This window comes from Flavobacterium psychrolimnae (genome assembly GCF_003312425.1).
GTDB lineage: Bacteria > Bacteroidota > Bacteroidia > Flavobacteriales > Flavobacteriaceae > Flavobacterium > Flavobacterium psychrolimnae.
Window position 1 is genome coordinate 74,184 of sequence record NZ_QNUX01000002.1, and the last position, 21,244, is coordinate 95,427.

The following is a 21,244-nucleotide window of genomic DNA, read 5'->3' on the forward strand; positions in this document are numbered from 1 at the left end:
AAATAATTGCTTTTTAATACCAGTAGAAATTGGAGTGGTAGTAGGAACTAAAAGTTATATTTAAATAACTTTGAACTAAAAATTATTTAAATCATCAACATTTAATTCTTTTCCTTTTTGTTTTAAATTGGAAATAAAAATAGTAAGCTCTTTCGTAAATGTGTCAAGAGTTAATGCTGATTGTTTGATGAACTCTATACAGTCTTTAACTTCCTGTTGAGAATTGGAAGTTTGATCTAATTGGTTAGAAATTCCTAATATGTTTGTAACGGGCTGTCGTACACGGTGTGAAGTTATGAACATAATTTCTTGTAGTCCATTAATGTACGCTTTTTGATATTCCTTAGCGCTATTTAATTCAGAATTGATTTTGACAAGCTGCTCTGCTTTTTTTTCTTTCTCTTCGTTTTGAAAAGCAAGTTCTTTATTGGCAATAATTAATTCAGCAGCACGCTTTTCTTTTTCTTGGTTTTGAAAAGCAAGTTCTTTGTTTGCAATAATTAATTCAGCAGCACGCTTTTCTTTTTCTTGGTTCTGAAAAGCAAGTTCTTTATTGGCAATAATTAATTCTGCTGCACGCTTCTCTTTTTCTTGGTTTTGAAAAGCAAGTTCTTTATTGGCAATAATTAATTCGGCTGCACGCTTTTCTTTTTCTTGGTTTTGAAAAGCTAGTTCTTTATTGGCAATAACTAATTCAGCTGCACGCTTTTCTTTTTCTTGGTTTTGAAAAGCAAGTTCTTTGTTAGCGATAATTAATTCAGCAGCACGCTTTTCATTTTCTTGGTTTTGAAAAGCAAGTTGATTATTTTGAATTATTAATTCTTCCTTATTTACTCTTTTAATCATCTTGCTTCAATTTAAAATCTTTACTGAAAATTTTTTTAAAAATAGGTCAAAAAGCTTGTAATTTCCTATCAAAAATAAAAAATTAAAGATAATAATTAAAAAGATATAGAATTTAATAGTAAAAAAATATTAATCTAAAATTAGACATTTTCTAAGTCGTTGTCTTGTAGTTTTTCGGTCTTTTTAGTAACAATGTTGGTAATTACAAATTGTAAAACTGTTCCCAATATTCTTTTTATTGGATTGTGAGTAGATCCTAATAAAACTTTTTTAGTAATGTATCCTGTAGTCATTCCTAAAACATTGCTCAGGATATTTCCTTTAATTTCTGGGGATGTAGCTATAATGCCAAACGCATTTTTTATAAGATTTATTGGTTTTAAGCTTTCAACGGTATAATGATACTGATCTTTAAGTTGTACTAATTCATCAGCTTGTTTCATTTTCATTAATAAGATAGTTTCCTTAAGAATGTCTGTTTGGTTTATCTTTTTCATATTAATTTTTTTTAAGCATTTTAACAATCATGAAATTGCTGATAGGCATTTTAATCCACTCATCTTTAAAAATGTAAAGAATAATTGCGACAAGTAAATAAAAACTCGATACAATGAAAAAGCCATAATATAGTTTCCCAACTAATTCTCCAATCCATAAGGAAAGGCCAATATTGACCAAAAAGGCAAACATTGCAAAAACAATAGAAACAGCTAATCTAGAAATAAGAGAAGACATAACATCAGCAGTTTTATCCACTGCATGTAACTTCGCCAATTCTACTGTAGTTTTAGTGTAATTCTCTGCTCTTTCGAAAAGCATTTCTATTGTTGTTGCGTTGTTTTCCATGATATAATTTGTAAACGTATTGAATATTGAAATCTTAAAAATTGAATATCGAATTAGATATTTGTATTTTTAATTTCGTTTTTTGCATCGTAAAATTTTGATTTTCCTTCAGCAAGTAAAGTTTCACCTTCATTTTTAGCATCATAGAATTTTGATTTTCCTTCAGATACTAAAGATTCACCTTCTTTCCAGATTTTCTCGTATTTCTGAGTAATTGTACCTAATAAAGTATCTAACTTGCCTTTTAATTCATCAGCGTAGTCATTACTTTTGTCCATAATTTTAGTTCTTGTTTTGTCTCCTTTTTCAGGTGCAAACAATACTCCTAATAATGCTCCTACAGCTACTCCGCCTAAAACTCCTAATATTATTTTATCTGCTTTCATAATTATTTATTTTTATTTTTATTAATTTAAAAAATTGAATTATATACCTCTACCTTGAATAAGTCTAAAAAGTATTGCTATTACTGCAATAACAAGAAGTACGTGAATAATTGATCCTAAGCTGAATGCAAAAAATCCGATTGCCCAAAAAATTACTAGTATTACTGCGATTGTATAAAGAAGATTTCCCATTTTGTTTTTTTTTAATGATTTATAATTTTGATTTTTTTTAGTAGTCTTGAATTAAATTCTTCTACCTGATATAAGTCTGAATAAGATTGCAATTACTGCAATAACCAGAAGAATGTGAATAATTGATCCTGCACTATAGGCAAAAAATCCAATTGCCCAAAAGATAACTAAGATTACTGCGATGGTGTAAAGAAGGTTGCTCATGATTTTTAGTTTTAAATGATTAGTTATTATTTATTAGTTTAATCTCAATCCTACGTAAACGTTAAAAACACTGTTTTTTGCGTCAGAAGAAGTAAAGTTATTGTCCTTTCCTATTTTAGTTAAACCATAGTTGTAACGAACACCAAAGTTTACTACATCTAAATCTACTCCTACACCACCAGAAATACCAGCGTCAAACTTGTTGAAATCATCAGTGTCTAATTCACTTGTAGAAGATCCAAAATTAGTTTCAGTTGATGTTTTTCCACTAACCATGTAGGCTGCGTATGGACCAACATGTACATTAAAATTATCAGTCAAATTAGCAACTAATAAAACAGGTACTTCAATATAATTGATATTGAATTTTGATGTTCCCTGGAATACTGCGTTATCGTATATTTGCTCAGAACCTTTAGTTGTGTAATTTATTTCTGGCTGAATTGCAATACTATTTGTAATTGGGAACTTAGCATATAAACCAGCATTGAAACCTGTTAGTATATTACTGTCATCCACATTATCTGTATAAAAATTAGAAAAATTTAGTCCACCTTTAAAACCGTAAGAAGGTGTTTTTTCTTGCGCTTGTGCGCTTGTAAAGCTCATGAAACTTAATACTAATGAAGCAAAAATCAGTTTTTTTGAATTTTTCATTTTGTTTGTTTTTTAATTGAATTATTATATTACAAATATCCGCATCTTACCTTAGGCTATTGTTACATTACTTTTATTTAAAGTTACATTATTCACACTTTAGAGTATTTTAATAAATAGTTAAATTATTAAAATGCTGATAGTTATATTATTACCAAAAAAAAGGCGAGTTCTAAAACTCGCCTTTTACATTTTCTATTTATTATCTACTGTCAAGTTTTTCATTGCAGCACCTAGTTCATCCATGTCTCGATTGTATTCTTCTTTGAAAGATTGCCAGTCACTATTAGTATCATTTTTATACTCTTGCACTTTCAATTTGATGTTTTTATTTTTTAGCTCTAATGCTTCAATTTGTTTAGCATACATTTCATCAATTGATTTACCAGTTTTTTTCATATTGGTTTTCATTTCTGCAATGCGAATTTCATTTTGCTTAATTGTAGAATCAGTACTTTCTTTGAAATCATTCCATTCTTTCTCGGTAGCTGCTGCTCTTGCATCTGACAATTCTTCTTTTGCATCATCAAGATTATCTCTTGCTTCTTCTACGTTATCCTTAGCAGCTTCTTCTTTTTTTGAGGTGTCTTGGCATCCTACTAAAAGAGTTCCAGCCATAAATGTTGTAATGGCAAGTGTAAAAAATATTTTTTTCATTTTGAATTGTTTTAAGTTATTGATTTAATGTACAGTTTGTTATTGTGTTTTTGCTAGTATTTTTAAAGATGCTAAAATTATTTTTCGACAAAATTTTAATTTTAAATACAGTAATCTAAGAGGATTTTGAAGGATAGTAGAACCTAAAGACCTTCAAATATTTGTAGTAATTCTGCTCTGGATATTCCCAGTATTGCTTGATACTTTTTTAGCATTTCTTCTTTTTTCTCTTCAGAAAAAAGTGCTTTATTATTGGTTAAAGCAGCAAACTTTTCTTTTAGCTCTTTTTTTTGTTCTTCCCAGTTTCCCTCGCGCTCTATCGGATCCATTTATTTATTGTGTATTGTATGCGAAATAGTTTTCACTTTACAAAGTTCAGGCGTTTACAGGTTTTTGCAGTTATATAACTTTAAAGATTAGTTTCATTATTCACTGATTGAATAAAAATTAACACAGATTATGGGAAAATCTAAATAAATAAAAAAGTATTTTTTTACTATTAAGAAATCAATTGAAAACAACAATATTGCGTTTTATGTTTATTTATGACTTGAAATGTATTTCTCTACTATATTCTTAAGTGATTCATGATAATCAGTCAATACTTTAATAGTCATTTCGGGATTTTCAACGTCAGGAATTGTCACTGGCATCTCTAATAAATATTTGATCAATTCAGGATATTCATTACGGATTTTCATAGTAATTTCGAGTATTGCCTGATTGATTTCTTTTTCTGTTTTCATGATAAAGTATTTTAATGGATAAAATGGGTTGGTATTTAAAATAAAAAATTTAAAACATCATAATTGTTGCTAACAAGTATGATGTTTTAAATCAGTAAATATTGTGATTTCGGACTATTTTAAAGAATCATTTTCAGCACCTATTTTTAATTCTCTTTTCATTTCTTCCTCTTCTAAATCAGCTGCTGCTTCCTGCTTTTTTTCTTCTTCTTTTTTCTTTTTATTAAAATAACCTCGCAATAAGAAATTATTTTTTGCAGCTTCAATAACTTCATTTAGGCCTTTAGTTGCTGACTTAACATTCGTTAATGAGGAATCAATTACTTTTCCCATTCTTTCATCGCTAACCAATTTTGATAAGGCGCCTTTTCCATTATTCATATTTACTGTAAATCTTTTGAATTCCGTAGAGCTATTTTCAAGATTAGTAACCATAGTTTTAATGCTGTTTCCAAATTCCTCATCAGAAACTAACCTGGATAGTGCACCGTTTCCGTTATTCATGCTGTAACTAAATTGCGCTAATTGAGCCGTAATGACACCTGCATTATCAACACTTTTTTTGACACTCACCATTAAATCATCCATTTCTATAGATTTTTTGGAAGTTATATAATTGTTGTTTTCAACTATTACAGTAGAGTTTTTACCAGATGAAATTGTCAAAACTTTATCACCCATCAAACCATCGGAATTAATACTCGCAATTGCATCTTTCTTGATGTATTTACGAACTTCGTCTCTTATGACTAATTTAATTACCACTGAGGTATCATTTAGAAAATCAATTTCTTCAACAGTACCAATATTAATTCCAGACAAGCGAACATTGTTTCCCACTTCAAGTCCGTTAACCGAATTAAATTTAGAGTACAATTCAAACGTAGATCCAAATAAATTTTTCTGTTTTCCAACAAAATATATGGTTCCCACAAAAAGTACCAATCCTATAATTACAAACATTCCCAATTTCCATTGGTATCCAGATTCTTTATTCATTTTTTATTTTTTAATTGGTTAGATGAAAAAAGAACGAACCCATTCATCGTCGCTTTTTTCTAATTCTTCATACGTTCCTTCAACATGTATGACGCCTTCTTTCAAAATAACGATACGATCGCTAGTATGTTTCGCACACGGCATATCATGTGTAATTATGATAGAAGATGTTTTATTTTTCTTTTGGATTTCCAGTATAAGTTCACTGATTTCTCTTGAAGTTATCGTGTCTAATCCTGTAGTGGGTTCATCATAAAGTATAATTTCAGGTTTCAGGATGAGAGTTCTTGCTAATCCAATTCTTTTGCGCATACCACCGGATAATTCCGAAGGCATCTTATCAATGGCTTCACTCAAACCAACGCTTTCTAAAACGTCTATAATTTGACTTTCTAATTCCTCAGCTGTCAAATCTTTAGCATGCCTTTTTAAAGTAAAGCCAAGATTTTCGCGAACACTCATGGAGTCATATAAAGCGGCGTTTTGGAACAAAAAACCTATTCTGATTCTAATTTCGTTAAGCTCAGTATTATCTAATTTTGTGATGTCAGTTCCAAAAACATTTATTTCCCCTTTATCTACTTCTACTAATCCAACTAAACATTTTATCGTAATTGATTTTCCTGAACCGGATTTTCCTAATACAACAAGGTTTTCTCCTTTGTTTACGGTTAAAGTAACCCCTTTAAGAACTTCGTTTTTCCCGAAGGATTTATAAAGATCTTTTATTTCTATAACTGGAGCATTTGTTTTAGAAATAGGAGTGCGGTCTGTTGTTGTGATTTCTTGTGTCATTTTAGAAAAATAAATCAGTTATTTGTACCGCAAGCATATCAATAATAAATATGGTTAGCGATGCAGTTACTACCGCAGAATTAGCTGCTTTACCCACACTTTCGGTTCCATTAGCAGCATTAAATCCTTTATAACAGCCAATCATACCAATGAAAAAACCGAAGAAAAAAGTTTTCATGGTTGCCGGAAATATATCTAAAAAGGTAATTGATTCTAAAACTTGTGCCAGATAGCGATACAAACTTACATCACCATGAATATTTATACCTACATAACCACCAATAACTCCAATACCATCAGCATAAATGACCAATAAAGGAATCATAAGTGTGGTAGCCAAAATTCTGGTGACAACTAAATATTTGAAAGGATTTATGGCAGAAACTTCCATGGCATCAATTTGTTCTGTCACTTTCATGGAACCTAATTCAGCACCAATACCTGACGAAACCTTACCGGCACAAATTAAAGCGGTTATTACAGGAGCTATTTCTCTGATAAGCGATAACGCTACCATACTTGGTAACCAGGATTCTGCACCAAATTTAGCTAAAGTTGGTCTTGATTGTAAGGTAAGAACTAATCCCATTATAAAACCAGTGATGGTCACTAATGGTAACGATTTGTAGCCAATGACATAACATTGTTTAATGAATTCCTTCATTTCGTATGGAGGTTTTACGACCTCTTTAAAGAAACGTCCTGCAAACAAGGTAACTTTACCAACATCATTAAAAGTATCTTTCAAATAGATAGTTATACTTTCTTTTTTTTCGGTTATTGTATTATTCATTTATCATTACTATTAATTTTGATTTTTGGATGCATTTAATCTCTTATTCTAATTTAAGTGGAAGAATAGCAAAAGAAAAGAGTGTTCTTAGGAATGACTCTGCAATCATATTAAAAATGCATAATCCATTTTGATGAAATTCTGGAAGATAATTTCTGTTTTCAAGTCAATAAAACTTTCAAAATTTTAAATAACGAAATGACAAAAAGTAAAATTCACACCATATTTAAAATTTAAGATAACATCAAGTCGCCTAGTTTTTTAACTTTATCATGATGCGCAGTCAATAACATTTGTTGTGATTTAAGCAAAATATGAAGTTCTGCAGTAAGATGATCTAAATTATCAGACAAGGTGTCTTTATAACTTTTTATCGCTACAAATTCGTTATATTCCATTGTATTCAAAATATCTTCTCTGTCTTTTCCTATAAATTTAGATTTAAAATTAACCCAAATTCTTACCAACAAATTGTTATTTCTAACTACAAAAATAGGAACTCCACCCATTTTTTGAACTTCTTCGACAAGTTCTGATTTGAAAATGGTACTTGTATTCTGAAATTCAGAAAATAAATCTTTTAAATCGTTTTCTTCTGTTACTTTTTTAGCCGTTTTATAAATCTCAATTCTTTCATTATTGATTTCAATAAGATTATTTAAAACTACGATAGATTTTTCTTTATTCATCATCTTAACTATTAGGTATTAAACTTACTTCAACTATAATTTTCTGGAGGGAATCGTTGGTAAATAATAGTTTTGATATTTACTATTTAAATCAGTTTCCTCTTGTTCCTGAAAGATATTTTGGTCTTTATATAAAAACTATTATTCATTTTGTTTTCAGAATAATCAAATCCAATAAATTGGACATCGAAAATCTGCTTAACAAACTAAAATCTATTTGTTGTTAGAATTAGTTGCATTCCAGGGTATTGTACATCTGCATTATCTTCAGCAGTAATAAATATTTTTGAAGGTTCAAATGAAGTTACTGTTTCAAAACTCGCTTTAAGTTTTGACGACATAAATCCAGTGTCACTTTTTATTTGTCCAATGTTTTTCACAAGAGATTCTTCAGTTTCCATCCAAACTACATACACGTTTTTTGATGGTTGTAATCGAGTAACTTCGGCTAAATTTGATATTTTTATTCCAATCGAATAATTTTTGTTACTGTCTTTTTTTACACTCACTTTTCCCTCAGCTGCCGGAACTATTGATGAGTTTTGAAAAGCTATATTTTTCCCGCAAGAGGTAAAAGTTAACAACATAATTACTGCTAAAGCGCCTAAGAATAATTTTTTGATATCAGAATTTAATTGAATTGTCATTGTATGTTAATTTGAGTTGTTTTACCATACAAATTTCACAAGTAAAGCACTAAAAAATGTTATATAAATATTGTAAAAAGTTATATTATTCACACGTAAATAATTAGACCCTTAAATAATTTATGCATTTTTTTTGTTGCCAACCACTAATAAAACAACTCCTCCTACAGCAAGTACAATTCCTATAATAGGAGACCAGGCGATGGGATGATTTACTTCTTTATTGACCTGAATTGGACCTATATCAACCACTTTTTCGGTAGTTGTAAAATTAAAGCTATTATAAAGCAACATTAATATTCCTAAAACAATCAATATAATTCCTATGGGTTTGGTTTTCATTTGTTATTTATTTAAAGTTATTTATTTGTTTAAAAAAGTGATTTTAGGTGATTAATATTATGCTTCAGAAAAGTATTCTTTCACAAAATTATGTTGCTGGCTTGCAGTCATCTTATCCGTGTTTTTGATTTCGAATTTAATCTTCAGAAAACGCTCGTCTTCACTAAGAAGATCAAAAAGTTCTACCTTGGCATCGGTAGGACCAAAGAGGATTACGCGTTTGTAATTTTTAATAGTTTCTCCTATTTTTTTGTAATAGTCGTACAATTGTTTTTTCTCTTTTTCAAGCATCAAATTTTCATTCTTTGCCAAATCTTTTTTGTTCTCCTTGATTGAAAACTTTGATTCAATTGTTTCAATCTCAAAATGTTTTGATGTGAATTCCATTAAATGAGCAAAGGAATGATCCATCCAAATCCCTAGTTTTTTTGATGCTGTCATAATAATTTGTTTTTTGGTAATTATAAATGTTACGTGGTTTAACATATTGTAATAATTAATTATAAAAGTCTAAATTTCAGCTATTTATTCCTGAAAATTATTATATAAATTTATGTAAAATTTATATAATTCACATCTAAATTCTTTATAAAAACAAATCAAATTTATAATCGAGCTTAATAATGCAAAAGATACTACCAAGGCATATATGCTTATTGTGTAGCTAGTTGTATTATATTTTGCTTTGAATGGTCCTCAGAAACTAGATTTCACGTATAATTTAATAATTACTGATTTCACTGTAAAACATAAAAAAAGGGCTGTTGTTTCCAACAGCCCTCAACTAACCAAACCAAAAACCCAACCTAATCTTACTATTTTTCGTAGGTCATTTTCAACTCTACTCTTCTGTTTTTTGCACGTCCAATAGCCGTTGCATTTGTTGAGATAGGTTTACTTTCACCATATCCAACAGCTGTTACTCTTGATCCAGAAACACCTTTTTCCATTAAATAATTTTTAACAGATTCAGTACGTTTTTGAGATAATTCTAAATTCAAAGCATCGCTACCATTGCTATCAGCATGACCTTCGATAACTAAATTAGAAGCATCATATTTATTAATGATATTAACTAATTCATCTAATTGAGCTAATGAACCTATTTTTAATTTAGCACTATTGTTTTCAAAGAATATTTTACTTCCTAAGTACGTAATTCTCTCAACATCTTGTTTTGTAATTTCAGGACATCCTTTATTTTCGATAGTTCCTTTTACGGTAGGACAACGGTCATCAATATCAGCTACACCGTCTCCGTCAGAATCTGGACAACCATTTAAACTCATTGGACCAGCAACATCAGGGCAACGGTCTAAATCATTTGTAATTCCATCTTTGTCATTATCCATAGCACAACCAGTAGCATCTACTTTAGTTCCTGGTTTAGTATCTGGACATTTGTCATTAATATCAGCTACGCCATCATTGTCTGAATCTGGGCAACCGTTCAGTAATGCAGAACCTGCTGCATCTGGGCAAGTATCTAAATAATCAGCAACACCATCTTTGTCTCTGTCTAATGGACAACCATTTGCATCAACAACTACACCAGCCGGAGTTCCAGGACATGTGTCATTACGGTCAGAAACACCATCATTATCAGCATCTTTTTTATCTCCTAAATTGAAAGTCAAACCAGCCATGTGAGATAAATAAGCATCTTTTTTGCCATTCTCAACACCATCTCTTCTGTCTTTGTTAGAAAAACTGAATGTTTCTTGTAAATTCAATGTAATTACATCACTCAATCTAAAATTTAATCCACCACCCGCTGTAGGTAGCGCATAATCAATTCTATCTTGATCAAAGTTTAAATCTTTGTCAAATAACATAGCTCCAACACCAGCAAATGCATAAGGTCTTACAATAGATTCAGGACCTGTCATGTTAAATCTTAGATTTAATGCAACCGAATTGAAATCGCTTTTGAAACTACCTGAAGGACTGTTGTTGTAACCAATAGTTCCCTTTGAAGCTAAAAAGTTCAAATCGAAATAACGACCTAAATACCTAGAAACAGAAACACCGCCAAAACCATAAAATGCTTTATCAGTTTTGTAAAAATTGTTGCCTAAGTCACCTTGGTATTGTGTTACACCACCATGAAGACCAACATTCCATTTCTTGTCTATGGTTTGCGCTTTTGAGATAAATGTAAATGCTAAGCATGTACACAGTAATAGGATTTTTTTCATCTTTATTTATATTATATTGTTTGATGCAAAGGTTATCAACATTGGGTTAACGATTGTTACAGAACTATTGCAATAAGTTGTATCATTCACACATTGGGAAGAAATTTTCCTTTTTTAATCTAAAAGAATACCATCAATTAGTAATTAATTAGAAAGCAAAAAAAGAACTATTTAAAAAAGTCATTCTTTTGTTAACTGCTCAGGGAGACAGTTTTAAAAGAAGTTTTTTTAAATAGTTCTAATTAATTTTTTTTAAAGTCGACTGTTTTTGTTGAAATAAAACAAAAATGGCTGCAGATTCTTATTTTATACTAAATATTACTGTTGAAAATCTTTTTCGGGTGTCAGTGTAGATTCTTCAATATATTTTTTAGCAGTTATTTTTCCAACTCTGCAATGACTTGTAGAAGTAACGTAAACTTCTGATTCTAAATTTTCCATTATTATACTATTGTATTTTTTTAAATTATTCTAAATATCTTCTCAATGTCCAAGCCATTGTTTCGTGAGCTAGCATCAATCCAGTTAGGAAATCAGCTGTTCCTGCATCTTTATTTTCGTCAGCACTTGCGTCAACATCTTTTCTCAACTGAACGATTAGCGTTTCATGATCTTCTACTAATTCTTGAAGCATTTCTTTTTGACCTGGATACTGATTTGGAGATTCCTTGATAATTGTTAGCTCCGAAAACTCTTTCATTGTTCCAATCGTTTTTCCACCTAATTTACTAATACGTTCTGCCGTTTCGTCAATTGAAACTTCCAGTTGAGTATATTGTCCTTCAAACAATTTATGTAGTTCCATAAAACTTTGTCCGGATACATTCCAATGAAATTTTCTTAATTTAATATATAGCGTCATTTCATTTGCTAAAATTGAAGAAAGGATTGAAATACTGTTTTTTAAATGTGCTTCTGTAATTCCGATTTTAATTTTCATGTTTTCTGTATTTTATTTATTACTCTTAATTTGTAAAATAATTTGTTTTAAACTTCCAAGTTAAACTAAAAACTTATTTATGTTTTATCCAAGAAGTGCATGTTACAAAGATCTCTTTATTGCTTTAAAAAAGTATTATAAGATTACAAGAATTAGTTACATCTTTCACACTTTTAATTCATTAATTAATTGTTAAACAGAGATTTAAATAAAAATAAACCAATTTGTATTGAAATTTATGTAGCTTTAGAACTGGACATTCAAATATAGATTTTTGCTTTTCTAGAGATAATTTTAATGGTGATCATAAAAGTTTAAACCTAAATATAAGTTATGCAATTGAGACTTCTTTGGCTAAGTAAATTTCTTGAACAGAATGTATGAGCTCAACGCCTTCATGGAACGGTCGTTGAAAAGCTTTTCTTCCCATAATCATTCCGGCTCCGCCAGCTCTTTTATTTATTACAGCGGTTTTTATAGCTTCCGCTAAATCAGATTCGCCTTTAGATTCGCCTCCTGAATTAATCATCCCAATTCTGCCGGAGTAACAATTCATAACTTGATATCTGCATAAATCTATTGGATTTGTACTGGTTAACTTCGTGTACATTTCCGGATTTGTTTTGGCAAAGTGTATTGAACTAAAACCTCCATTATGAGTTGGTAATTTTTGCTTGATGATATCTGCCTGAATTGAAACGCCTAAATAATTGGCTTGACCGGTGATGTCTGCCGCCGTATTATAATCAATTCCGTCTTTTATAAATGCATCATTTCTGGAATAACACCAAAGAATCGTTGCCATTCCTAAAGTATGCGCTTCTTCAAAAGCCTTTGCCACTTCAATTATTTGCCTGTTAGATTCGGCTGAGCCAAAATAAATGGTTGCACCCACAGCCACAGCTCCCATATTCCAAGCATCACGAACGCTCCCAAACATGATTTGGTCAAATTTATTGGGATAAGTCAATAGTTCATTATGATTTATTTTTACCACAAACGGAATTTTATGGGCATATTTTCTTGAAAGCATTGCTAGACCGCCCATTGTTGAAGCAACTGCATTACATCCAGCTTCAATCGCTAATTTTATGATATTTTCTGGATCAAAATAGATTGGATTGGGAGCAAATGAACTTCCTGCAGTGTGTTCTATTCCCTGATCTACCGGCAAAATTGAAAGATAACCCGTATTCGAAAGTCGGCCGTGATGGTACAGTTGTGTCAAACTCCGAATGGTTTGTGCATTTCGATTACTATCTAAAAAAACGGAATCTAATTGAGATGACTTGGGCAAATGAAGTTGCTCTTTAGATATTGTTTTACAAACATGATTCAACAAAGCGTCTTTTTCGTCTCCTAATAAAGCTAGCAATTTAGATACATCTTTCATTTTAACTTTGCTTTTAAATGAGTTGTTAAAAAGCGAAAAATAGAGTGGAATCAGATTTTATAAACTGGATAATCAGTATATCCTTTTTCATCAGCCGTATAAAATAAATCCATATTTAGGTCTTCTGATAAAGGCCAATTATTTTGAAATCTTTCTACTAAATCAGGATTGTTGATGAAAGGCCTTCCAAAAGCAACAAGATCTGTAAGTCCAGATTTAAGTGCTGATTCTGCACTTTCTTTGGTATAACCACCACAGGTAATTAAGGAATTCTTGAAGTTATGACGAATTAATTTTTTGATTTCCAAAGGAACTTCAGGAGCACCCATTGCCGAATGATCCACAAGATGGATATGCGCAATATCAAGTTTATTCAGCTCTTTGGATAAGTAATCGTATGTAGCGTCAATTTCAGGATAATGTGGCATGTCACTAGCTACACCATAAGGAGAAAGTCGAATTCCGGTTTTTTCTTTTCCAATGGCTTGTGCTACAGCTGCAACCACTTCTATCACAAATTTGCAACGGTTTTCTATGCTCCCTCCGTACTCATCTGTTCGAATATTGCTTACCGGAGAAAGAAATTCTTCTAATAAATACCCGTTTGCAGCATGCAATTCGACACCATCAAATCCTGCAAAAAGAGCATTCTCAGCCGCAGAAATGTATTCAGTTTTAGCATGCAAAATATCTTGAAGAGTCATTTCATTTGGAACAACAAAATCTTGTAAACCATTGGCATCTGTCCACATTTGTCCAGCTGCCTTGACTTGAGATGGCGCAAATATATGTGTTCCTTTGGGCATATTCAGCGGATGACTGATTCTCCCGGAATGCATCAGTTGAACAATTATTTTTCCTCCATTTTTATGGACAATACTTGTGGTTTTTTTCCACCCTTCTACTTGTTCAGCATTAAAAACCCCAGGAATTCTAGCGTATCCTAGTCCATTTGGTGAAGGTGAGGTTCCTTCGGTTATAATTAGACCAGCTCCAGAACGTTGCTGATAATATTTAGCCATTAGTTCATTAGGAACATTACCAATCGCTCTGCATCTTGTCATCGGTGCCATAACTATGCTATTTTTAAGGTCGATCGAACCCCATTTTTTTGGTGTAAATAACTCCATAGTTTTTATAAATTTATATTTTAAATAATTGATATAAAGATACTTATATTTATTAAATTGTGAATTAAAATTACCAGTTAAAAATATGGTTATACTCGCATAACTTATTATTTCAGATAGCAAGTGTTTTTAGAAATCTAAACTATTAGTTAGTCTTCATTTCGTTTGAAAATGATTTTTAATATTTGTGGAAACTATGTTTTTATATTTAAAAAGGATGAAGGTTGTGTAATGATACTTTTCGTTTAAAAATAATTTTAAACGAAATCCTTGATATTGCCTAAAACTACAAATTAAGTTAGGTAACATTCTTTTTTATTATTCTAATTAACGGGTATCAAGCTCGTGTACCGATTCGTTGGTCATAGGCGGAAGATTGGAAAACCCCTATGTTCTTGATGCCGTTACGCCAATCTGGCAAATCAGAAAAAACGTTACCTAACAAAATATATTTCTATTTTAATCGAATTAAATCTACAATGGATCAGAAATTCCACTTATGCGTATTAACTTCTTATTTACAAATTCCTGAATTCCTAATTCTGATAATTCTCTTCCATAACCAGAATCCTTCACACCTCCAAAAGGCAAATCAGCTTTTGTTGAAGCAGGATGATTGATGAACACCATTCCAACATCAATTTTATCAGCAATTCGTTCAGCGCGTGCTACGTTTTGGGAAAATATTGAGCAACCAAGACCAAAATTAGAATCATTTGCTAATTCAATGGCTTCTTCTTCATTTTTCACTCTATAGAAAGAAGCTACCGGACCAAAAATTTCTTCATAATAGGCTGGAATTTCTGGTTTTAAATCGGTTAAAATTGTAGGTTTCACAAAAGCTCCTGATCGGTCAGCACGAGTTCCTCCTAATAAAATAGTCGCACCAGCATCAACTGACTTTCTAATTTGGTCAATAATATGGACGGCAGCTTCTTCGCTGCTCATCGGACCTAATTCTGTTTTAGAATCCATCGGGTCTCCCATAACTAGGTTTGACAATTTTTCTTTAAATTTTTCAATAAATTCGTCCGCAACGCTATCAAGAGCAATAAATCTTTTTGAGGCCACACAACTTTCACCGTTATTATTGATTCGACTTACTACTGCCCAATCCACGACCTTATCAATATCAGTGTCATCAAGAATTATAAACGCATCATTTCCTCCCAATTCTAACACAGATTTTTTTAAATTTTTTCCTGCTTCACTGGCAATGCTGGCACCTGCTGCTTCACTTCCTGTCAACGCAACACCTTTTATTCTTTTATCCGCAACCAAAGCTGATGCTCGCTCTCCTGAAATAAATAGATTGGTATAAAGACCTGTTGGCGCACTAGCTTCAATGAATAAATCTTCAATGGCAATTGCACATTGCGGGACTGAGGAAGCGTGTTTTACAAGTACTGTATTTCCTATCATAAGGTTTGGTGCTGAAAATCTGGCGACTTGATAAAAAGGAAAATTCCATGGCTCAACACCAAGAATGACTCCCATTGGACTACAACGCACGTAAGCGCTGCCGTATTCTGGTTCCAGATGTTTATCTGCTAAAAATATCGCAGCATTTGTAGCGTAATAATCAAAAATATCGGCACTTAACATAATTTCACCTTCAGCCTGAGCAATTAATTTACCCATTTCTAGCGTGATAATTTTTGCCAAATGTTCCTTTTTTTCACGCATTAAAGAAGCAACTTTGTGTAAAATTTTAGCTCGTTTCTCGTAACTCTCTTTTTTCCAAGAAGTGAATGTTTTTTCGGATTGTGCCACCAGTATGTCAACTGTTTTATCATTCATTTCTTCAAATGAACGGACAACTTTATTTGTAAAAGGATTAACGGTTTGAATAGCCATTTTTTTTTATTTTTTAGATAGATTACTTGTGATTTTTTCTGTTTTTTGTGAGGTAGCCATGCCATACATTGCCTCATATTGCAACATAATATCTTTTTCGCCAATGGAATTAAAAAATTCTTCCAAGCGTTTGATATGGTCTATTGTAAATTGAAGATGCACTTTAAGGGCATCTGCGAGTTCATCAGTCGCAGCATTTTGAATCAGTATAGGAATGGAGATAATTAATGCCTTTTCTGAAAAATAAATTTCTTTTAATTCCTCTACAAAAATATTTCGACAACTCTCACTCGTTTCGAGATTCGTTTCATCTGAATTTCCTTTCGTATTTTGCAATGTGGCTTTTTTGTCCATTTTGGTGATTGTACTTTTCATTTGTGTAGATTTATGTTGAATACTAATGCATAAATGTAAAGTTGGGATTTAATAAGCTAAAATTCATTACATAATATTACCCGAGAGTTGTAATATTCACATATAGTGGGTAATTTGAAGCTAGTATTTTACTTTACTTCATTTTCTAAGGGTAAACCATCTTCAAAATTAGAAAAATTCTGTAATGTAGTAATAGCAATTTTGTCTAATGCTTCATTGGTAAAAAAGCCCTGATGTGGTGTAATTAAGACATTATGAAAGGCCATTAATCGCTCAATTAAATCATCATGAATGATACTTTCTGACAAATCTTTGAAAAATAGATTTTCTTCCTGCTCATAAACGTCAATTCCTAAATAGCCTAATTGCTCTTTTTTTAACGCTTCAATAGCATGTGAAGTTTTGATTAAAGCACCTCGACTAGTATTTATCAACATAGCTCCTTTTTTTATTTTTGAAAAAGCGTCGCGGTCAAAAAGGTGTTTGGTTTCAGAAGTGAGAGGACAGTGGAGGGAAATTACATCGGAGTTTTTAATTAATTCTTCTAAAGTTACATAAACAACTCCTTTCTGAATTAATTTTTCTGACTCAAAAACATCGTAAGCAATAACATTACAACCGAATCCAAGCATTATTTGGCAAAAAGCCGCACCAATTTTCCCTGTTCCTATTACTCCAACCGTTTTTTCATAAAGATTGAATCCGGTAAGGTTTTCTAACGAAAAATTACTTTCCCGAACTCTATTGTATGCTTTATGTGTTTTACGATTTAAAGTCAAAATCAATGCAACGGCATGCTCTGCAACGGCTTGTGGCGAATATGCTGGGACACGCATAACTTTGATGTTGTATTTTGCCGCTGCTGCAAGATCAATATTGTTAAATCCTGCACAACGTAAATCAATAAGCTTGATACCGATTTCTGATAATTTTCCAATCGTCTTTTTATCGATTACATCATTTACAAATACACAAACAGCTTCAAATCCTATCGCTAAATTCGTTGTTTCACTATTTAATGGCGCATCAAAATATACTAATTCATGTTTACTTTCAATATTAAACTTGTCTAAGTATTCTCTGTCGTATGGTTTTGTGCTAAAGACGGCTATTTTCATGGTGTAATTTTTAAAATAATAAAAATTTATTTATTTATTTCCAAAGGAGAATGAAAACCAAAATTGAGTAAAAAAAAATTCTCTCTGAATATTAAAAAAACAGAGAGAATTTCATTTGTAAAATCGTATCTAAATATTTTTTAACGTTAAAAATTAATAAACGTTAAGAATTCTTATGACAGAATTGAAAAAAATAAATAGAACATCAATAAATCATTTTTTGCATGTCTATTGAATTAATTTGTAATTAAGAACAACTGAACATGCACAATACAATTTATGCTTCGTCTTTAGTTGTACGTACTAAGCTGATTCCAGATACGAAGAAAAGTACACCAAGTACACCGTAAATGATTAGCGCTTTAATATCTGTTGTTTCACCTGAAGTACTTGCAAATATAACTGCAGTGTAAATAAGGCCACCTATTCCAAGAGCTGTAAGTAAAGCTCCAAAGATTCTTTTAAGATTCATAATTTTTATTTTTAAGATTTATATATTTTTTTAGTCTCAGTTTTTAACCGAATAGGTTTAAAAAACAAACACTTTAAATAATTAGGAATCCAATAATTGGGTATCATAATTATAAAACAAATGTATTTTGATTACACGCTCAATGTGTTACACAATTGTTAAAAAAAGTTATATCATTCACAGTTTAGAAAAAAATATTACATCAAAATTTTAAATTTATTAGTTTTAAGTAGTTGTTAGTGAGTAGAAAAGGTGTTTTAGGCTTCCGTAAATTTAGCCTTGTTCAACGGTTTTTTCAAAAAGTCAACAGAAAGATTTTTCGGTACCAATTATTAAGGATTTCTATTTATTCTTAAATGACGAGGTTAATGACTCCAAACGAAAAAGGAATTATTAAAAAAAGCAAAAATTATATCCTGAGTTTTACTATAATCTTTTATAACAACCCATTTTTAATTAATTCAAATTCCTCATTCAATTCCACACAAGCTTGCTGGCAAACGTCATCAATTTCCTGTACTAAGTCCTTAATTTCTTCTGACTTTTCCGGAGCTGTTGCCAATTCTTGAATTTTTTTTGCCATGTTTTCATAATTGGAACTGATTCCAACAATTGAAAAGGACGGTATCATTTTATGCGCCGAAGCTGCTAATAAAGACCAATTTTGATCTGCCAGACTTTGTTTCATCGTTTGTACTAATGGCGGAACTTGTCCTAAATACAATGTTATCATTTCCATCATCAATTTTGGATTTGATTTTGTTCTCTGGTTTAAATACCCGAGATTAATACATCGTATTTTTTCCTCAGTCACAATGTTATCTTCAAATTTGTCAATCTGATTTTGAGGAAGCTTATTAAGTTTTGACTGATTTAAAATACTAACTATTTTATTATACAATTGCTTTTCGTCTACTGGTTTTGCAAGGTAATCGTCCATTCCCACGGCTTTGCATTTTGCTAAATCCACTGTCGTAACATCCGCAGTCAAAGCAATTATTGGAATAGTTGATTTCATTGTTTTACGAATGTATTCTGTAGCTTCAAATCCGTTCATTTCCGGCATTTGTAAGTCCATCAATATAATTTCGTATTCTTTTTCTTTTAATTTTTCGATAGCGATTTTACCGTTTTCGGCTATGTCACGCTCAAATCCAAAATCATCCAGTAATGTTTTCATCAATAATTGATTCAACGGAATATCTTCAACCACTAATACTTTTATATTTTTTAATTCAGATTCTATCTTTGTCACTTCGTTTTCCAGCTGAGCTTTGTCATTCGTTTTTTGGAAAGGCAAGGTGAAACTAAATGTAGAACCTTCATGAATAATACTATTTACACGAATAGTTCCTCCTTGCGGTTCGACTAATTGTTTTACAATAGCTAGTCCAAGTCCAGTTCCACCATACAATTTTGAAGTTCCGCTGGTTGCCTGTTGAAAATTTTCAAATATTGTTCCTATTTTTTCCTCGGAAATTCCTATTCCAGTATCAGTTACAGCAAATTTAAGGATCACTTTTTCATGATCTTCATGCAACAAATCAACACTTACGGTAATTTTTCCTTTGAATGTAAATTTAACAGCATTGCTAACTAAATTTAAAACGATTTGATGCAAACGAATCGGGTCTCCAACCAAAACATCGGGAATTTTATTGTCGTATTCTTTTACTAATTTTAAGTTTTTTTCCTGAATTTTGTTTTCAAATAAATGAAGCATCGCTGTAATAGAAGATTCCATTTTGAAAGGCGTTTTCTCAAAAGTCATCTTTCCGGCGTCTACTTTTGCCAAATCCAAAATATCATTAATCAGCACGATTAATGCGTCTCCACTTATTTTAATTGCACTTAAATATTCTTTTTGTTTATAGGTCAAATCTGTCCTGAACAATACTTTTGTAAAGCCAATGATTGCGTTCATTGGTGTACGTATTTCGTGACTCATGTTTGACAAGAATTGCTGTTTTGCTTTCATAGCGTTTTCAGCAATGGCTTTAGCATTTTCAGCATTTATTTTTGCTTCTTCTGCAATTTCCGTTGCTAATTCCGCAAATATTTTAGCTTCAATTAATTCTGTTTCAATTCTTTTTTGATTAGTCACATCTCTGGCAACAATTGCTGCTCCAAGCACATTTTCTTTGTCATCATTGTACACGGCACCATTGAATAAAACATGAATCAATTTGCCGTTTTTATGACGAAGAATTAAAGGAGAATCAGCAATAAATCCTTTTTCAAATACTTTTTGATAAACTTCGAGGGCTTTTTCCGGTTCCGTAAAATATTCAAAAAAATTAGTGCCAATTAATTCCTGACGCCCGATACCAGTTACTTCTACCGATGCATTATTCATGTCGGTGATTTTTCCTTCGGGGCTAATTGCAAATAAAGGGTCATGACTCGCTTCAATAAGGCTAAGAGAATAGTCAGACCGTAATTTTTGGGCATTAAGATCGGTATTCAGTTTTTTAAGTTGTTGCGCCTGAAATAATAATTCTTGATTTTTTGTATGTAAATCCACAAAAACAGCCACTTTTGCTCTTAATATTTCTGGAGAAAGTGGTTTGATCATGTAATCAACAGCTCCTGCTTGGTATCCTTTGAAAATTTGTACCGAATTATCCATGCTAGCCGTCAAAAAAATAATGGGAACATGTTTAAGTTTGTCAATTTGTCGAATTAATTCTACGGTTTCAAATCCATCCATCATCGGCATTTGCACATCAATTAATATGAGTGCAAAATCTTGTTGATGCAACAGAATTTTTAAAGCTTCGTTACCGGAATTTGCTTTGACACATGAATAATTTTCGTCAGAAAGTATAACTTCTAAGGCGAATAAGTTTTCGGGTAAGTCATCGACTAATAAAATTTTAACAGGGCTATTTATTTTCATTTTTAATTGTAAAATAAAAGTTTGAATGTTGCTTATTCTTTATGAATATTGAAATAGCAACAA

27 protein-coding genes are annotated in these 21,244 nt (G+C 31.3%); all 27 read right to left on the reverse strand.

What is annotated here, in order from left to right; translation table 11 throughout:
• Positions 1–75: 75 nt before the first annotated feature.
• Positions 76–846: a diguanylate cyclase gene (locus DR980_RS16460; protein WP_243698820.1), complete on the reverse strand. Its 771-nt coding sequence runs from the start codon at positions 844–846 to the stop codon at positions 76–78.
• 140 nt (positions 847–986) lie between these two features.
• Positions 987–1,343: a hypothetical protein gene (locus DR980_RS02565; RefSeq protein ID WP_113633706.1), complete on the reverse strand. Its 357-nt coding sequence runs from the start codon at positions 1,341–1,343 to the stop codon at positions 987–989.
• Position 1,344: 1 nt separating this feature from the next.
• Positions 1,345–1,692 carry a hypothetical protein gene (locus DR980_RS02570; protein ID WP_113633707.1) on the reverse strand — a complete coding sequence of 116 codons (348 nt, stop codon included), beginning with the start codon at positions 1,690–1,692 and terminating at the stop codon, positions 1,345–1,347.
• 53 nt (positions 1,693–1,745) lie between these two features.
• Complete coding sequence (locus DR980_RS02575) at positions 1,746–2,078, reverse strand: YtxH domain-containing protein (RefSeq protein WP_113633708.1); 333 nt, start codon at positions 2,076–2,078, stop codon at positions 1,746–1,748.
• Between the two features lie 39 nt (positions 2,079–2,117).
• Positions 2,118–2,270 (reverse strand): lmo0937 family membrane protein, encoded by a 153-nt coding sequence (locus DR980_RS02580; RefSeq protein ID WP_113633709.1) that lies wholly within the window; start codon positions 2,268–2,270, stop codon positions 2,118–2,120.
• 51 nt (positions 2,271–2,321) lie between these two features.
• On the reverse strand, positions 2,322–2,474 hold the full coding sequence (locus tag DR980_RS02585) for a lmo0937 family membrane protein (protein WP_113633710.1): 153 nt from the start codon (positions 2,472–2,474) through the stop codon (positions 2,322–2,324).
• Positions 2,475–2,507: 33 nt separating this feature from the next.
• Positions 2,508–3,131, reverse strand: coding sequence for a porin family protein (locus DR980_RS02590; protein WP_113633711.1), 624 nt, complete (start codon positions 3,129–3,131; stop codon positions 2,508–2,510).
• 195 nt (positions 3,132–3,326) lie between these two features.
• The gene (locus DR980_RS02595) at positions 3,327–3,788 is read right to left on the reverse strand and encodes a hypothetical protein (RefSeq protein ID WP_132064771.1); all 462 of its coding nucleotides are present in this window, start codon (positions 3,786–3,788) and stop codon (positions 3,327–3,329) included.
• 143 nt (positions 3,789–3,931) lie between these two features.
• A complete protein-coding gene (locus DR980_RS02600; RefSeq protein WP_113633713.1) occupies positions 3,932–4,117 on the reverse strand; it encodes a general stress protein CsbD in 186 nt (61 codons plus the stop codon).
• 210 nt (positions 4,118–4,327) lie between these two features.
• Positions 4,328–4,534 (reverse strand): hypothetical protein, encoded by a 207-nt coding sequence (locus tag DR980_RS02605; protein WP_113633714.1) that lies wholly within the window; start codon positions 4,532–4,534, stop codon positions 4,328–4,330.
• A 114-nt stretch (positions 4,535–4,648) separates the two neighbouring features.
• Positions 4,649–5,533: an MlaD family protein gene (locus tag DR980_RS02610; RefSeq protein WP_113633715.1), complete on the reverse strand. Its 885-nt coding sequence runs from the start codon at positions 5,531–5,533 to the stop codon at positions 4,649–4,651.
• An 18-nt stretch (positions 5,534–5,551) separates the two neighbouring features.
• Entirely contained in the window at positions 5,552–6,328 is a 777-nt protein-coding gene (locus tag DR980_RS02615) for an ABC transporter ATP-binding protein (protein WP_113633716.1), read from the reverse strand.
• 1 nt (position 6,329) lies between these two features.
• Positions 6,330–7,121, reverse strand: coding sequence for an MlaE family ABC transporter permease (locus DR980_RS02620; protein WP_394335930.1), 792 nt, complete (start codon positions 7,119–7,121; stop codon positions 6,330–6,332).
• A 233-nt stretch (positions 7,122–7,354) separates the two neighbouring features.
• On the reverse strand, positions 7,355–7,813 hold the full coding sequence (locus DR980_RS02625; protein ID WP_113633717.1) for a PA2169 family four-helix-bundle protein: 459 nt from the start codon (positions 7,811–7,813) through the stop codon (positions 7,355–7,357).
• Positions 7,814–8,016: 203 nt separating this feature from the next.
• On the reverse strand, positions 8,017–8,457 hold the full coding sequence (locus tag DR980_RS02630; RefSeq protein WP_113633718.1) for a hypothetical protein: 441 nt from the start codon (positions 8,455–8,457) through the stop codon (positions 8,017–8,019).
• A 120-nt stretch (positions 8,458–8,577) separates the two neighbouring features.
• Positions 8,578–8,799: a hypothetical protein gene (locus tag DR980_RS02635; protein WP_113633719.1), complete on the reverse strand. Its 222-nt coding sequence runs from the start codon at positions 8,797–8,799 to the stop codon at positions 8,578–8,580.
• A gap of 57 nt (positions 8,800–8,856) precedes the next feature.
• Entirely contained in the window at positions 8,857–9,240 is a 384-nt protein-coding gene (locus DR980_RS02640) for a hypothetical protein (RefSeq protein ID WP_113633942.1), read from the reverse strand.
• A 374-nt stretch (positions 9,241–9,614) separates the two neighbouring features.
• Entirely contained in the window at positions 9,615–10,997 is a 1,383-nt protein-coding gene (locus DR980_RS16650; RefSeq protein WP_113633720.1) for an OmpA family protein, read from the reverse strand.
• A gap of 318 nt (positions 10,998–11,315) precedes the next feature.
• A complete protein-coding gene (locus tag DR980_RS16595) occupies positions 11,316–11,438 on the reverse strand; it encodes a hypothetical protein (protein WP_262510246.1) in 123 nt (40 codons plus the stop codon).
• Between the two features lie 25 nt (positions 11,439–11,463).
• Positions 11,464–11,937: a Dps family protein gene (locus DR980_RS02650; RefSeq protein ID WP_196854032.1), complete on the reverse strand. Its 474-nt coding sequence runs from the start codon at positions 11,935–11,937 to the stop codon at positions 11,464–11,466.
• A 331-nt stretch (positions 11,938–12,268) separates the two neighbouring features.
• Positions 12,269–13,330, reverse strand: a complete 1,062-nt coding sequence (locus DR980_RS02655) for a class I fructose-bisphosphate aldolase (protein WP_113633721.1) — start codon at positions 13,328–13,330, stop codon at positions 12,269–12,271.
• Positions 13,331–13,380: 50 nt separating this feature from the next.
• Entirely contained in the window at positions 13,381–14,460 is a 1,080-nt protein-coding gene (locus DR980_RS02660) for an alkene reductase (protein ID WP_113633722.1), read from the reverse strand.
• Between the two features lie 474 nt (positions 14,461–14,934).
• Positions 14,935–16,317 (reverse strand): NAD-dependent succinate-semialdehyde dehydrogenase, encoded by a 1,383-nt coding sequence (locus DR980_RS02665; protein ID WP_113633723.1) that lies wholly within the window; start codon positions 16,315–16,317, stop codon positions 14,935–14,937.
• 6 nt (positions 16,318–16,323) lie between these two features.
• Entirely contained in the window at positions 16,324–16,692 is a 369-nt protein-coding gene (locus DR980_RS02670) for a DUF892 family protein (protein ID WP_113633724.1), read from the reverse strand.
• A gap of 128 nt (positions 16,693–16,820) precedes the next feature.
• Positions 16,821–17,810 (reverse strand): 2-hydroxyacid dehydrogenase, encoded by a 990-nt coding sequence (locus DR980_RS02675; protein WP_113633725.1) that lies wholly within the window; start codon positions 17,808–17,810, stop codon positions 16,821–16,823.
• Positions 17,811–18,087: 277 nt separating this feature from the next.
• Positions 18,088–18,282, reverse strand: coding sequence for a hypothetical protein (locus DR980_RS02680; protein WP_113633726.1), 195 nt, complete (start codon positions 18,280–18,282; stop codon positions 18,088–18,090).
• A gap of 436 nt (positions 18,283–18,718) precedes the next feature.
• A complete protein-coding gene (locus DR980_RS02685) occupies positions 18,719–21,181 on the reverse strand; it encodes a response regulator (protein WP_113633727.1) in 2,463 nt (820 codons plus the stop codon).
• Positions 21,182–21,244 lie beyond the last annotated feature (63 nt).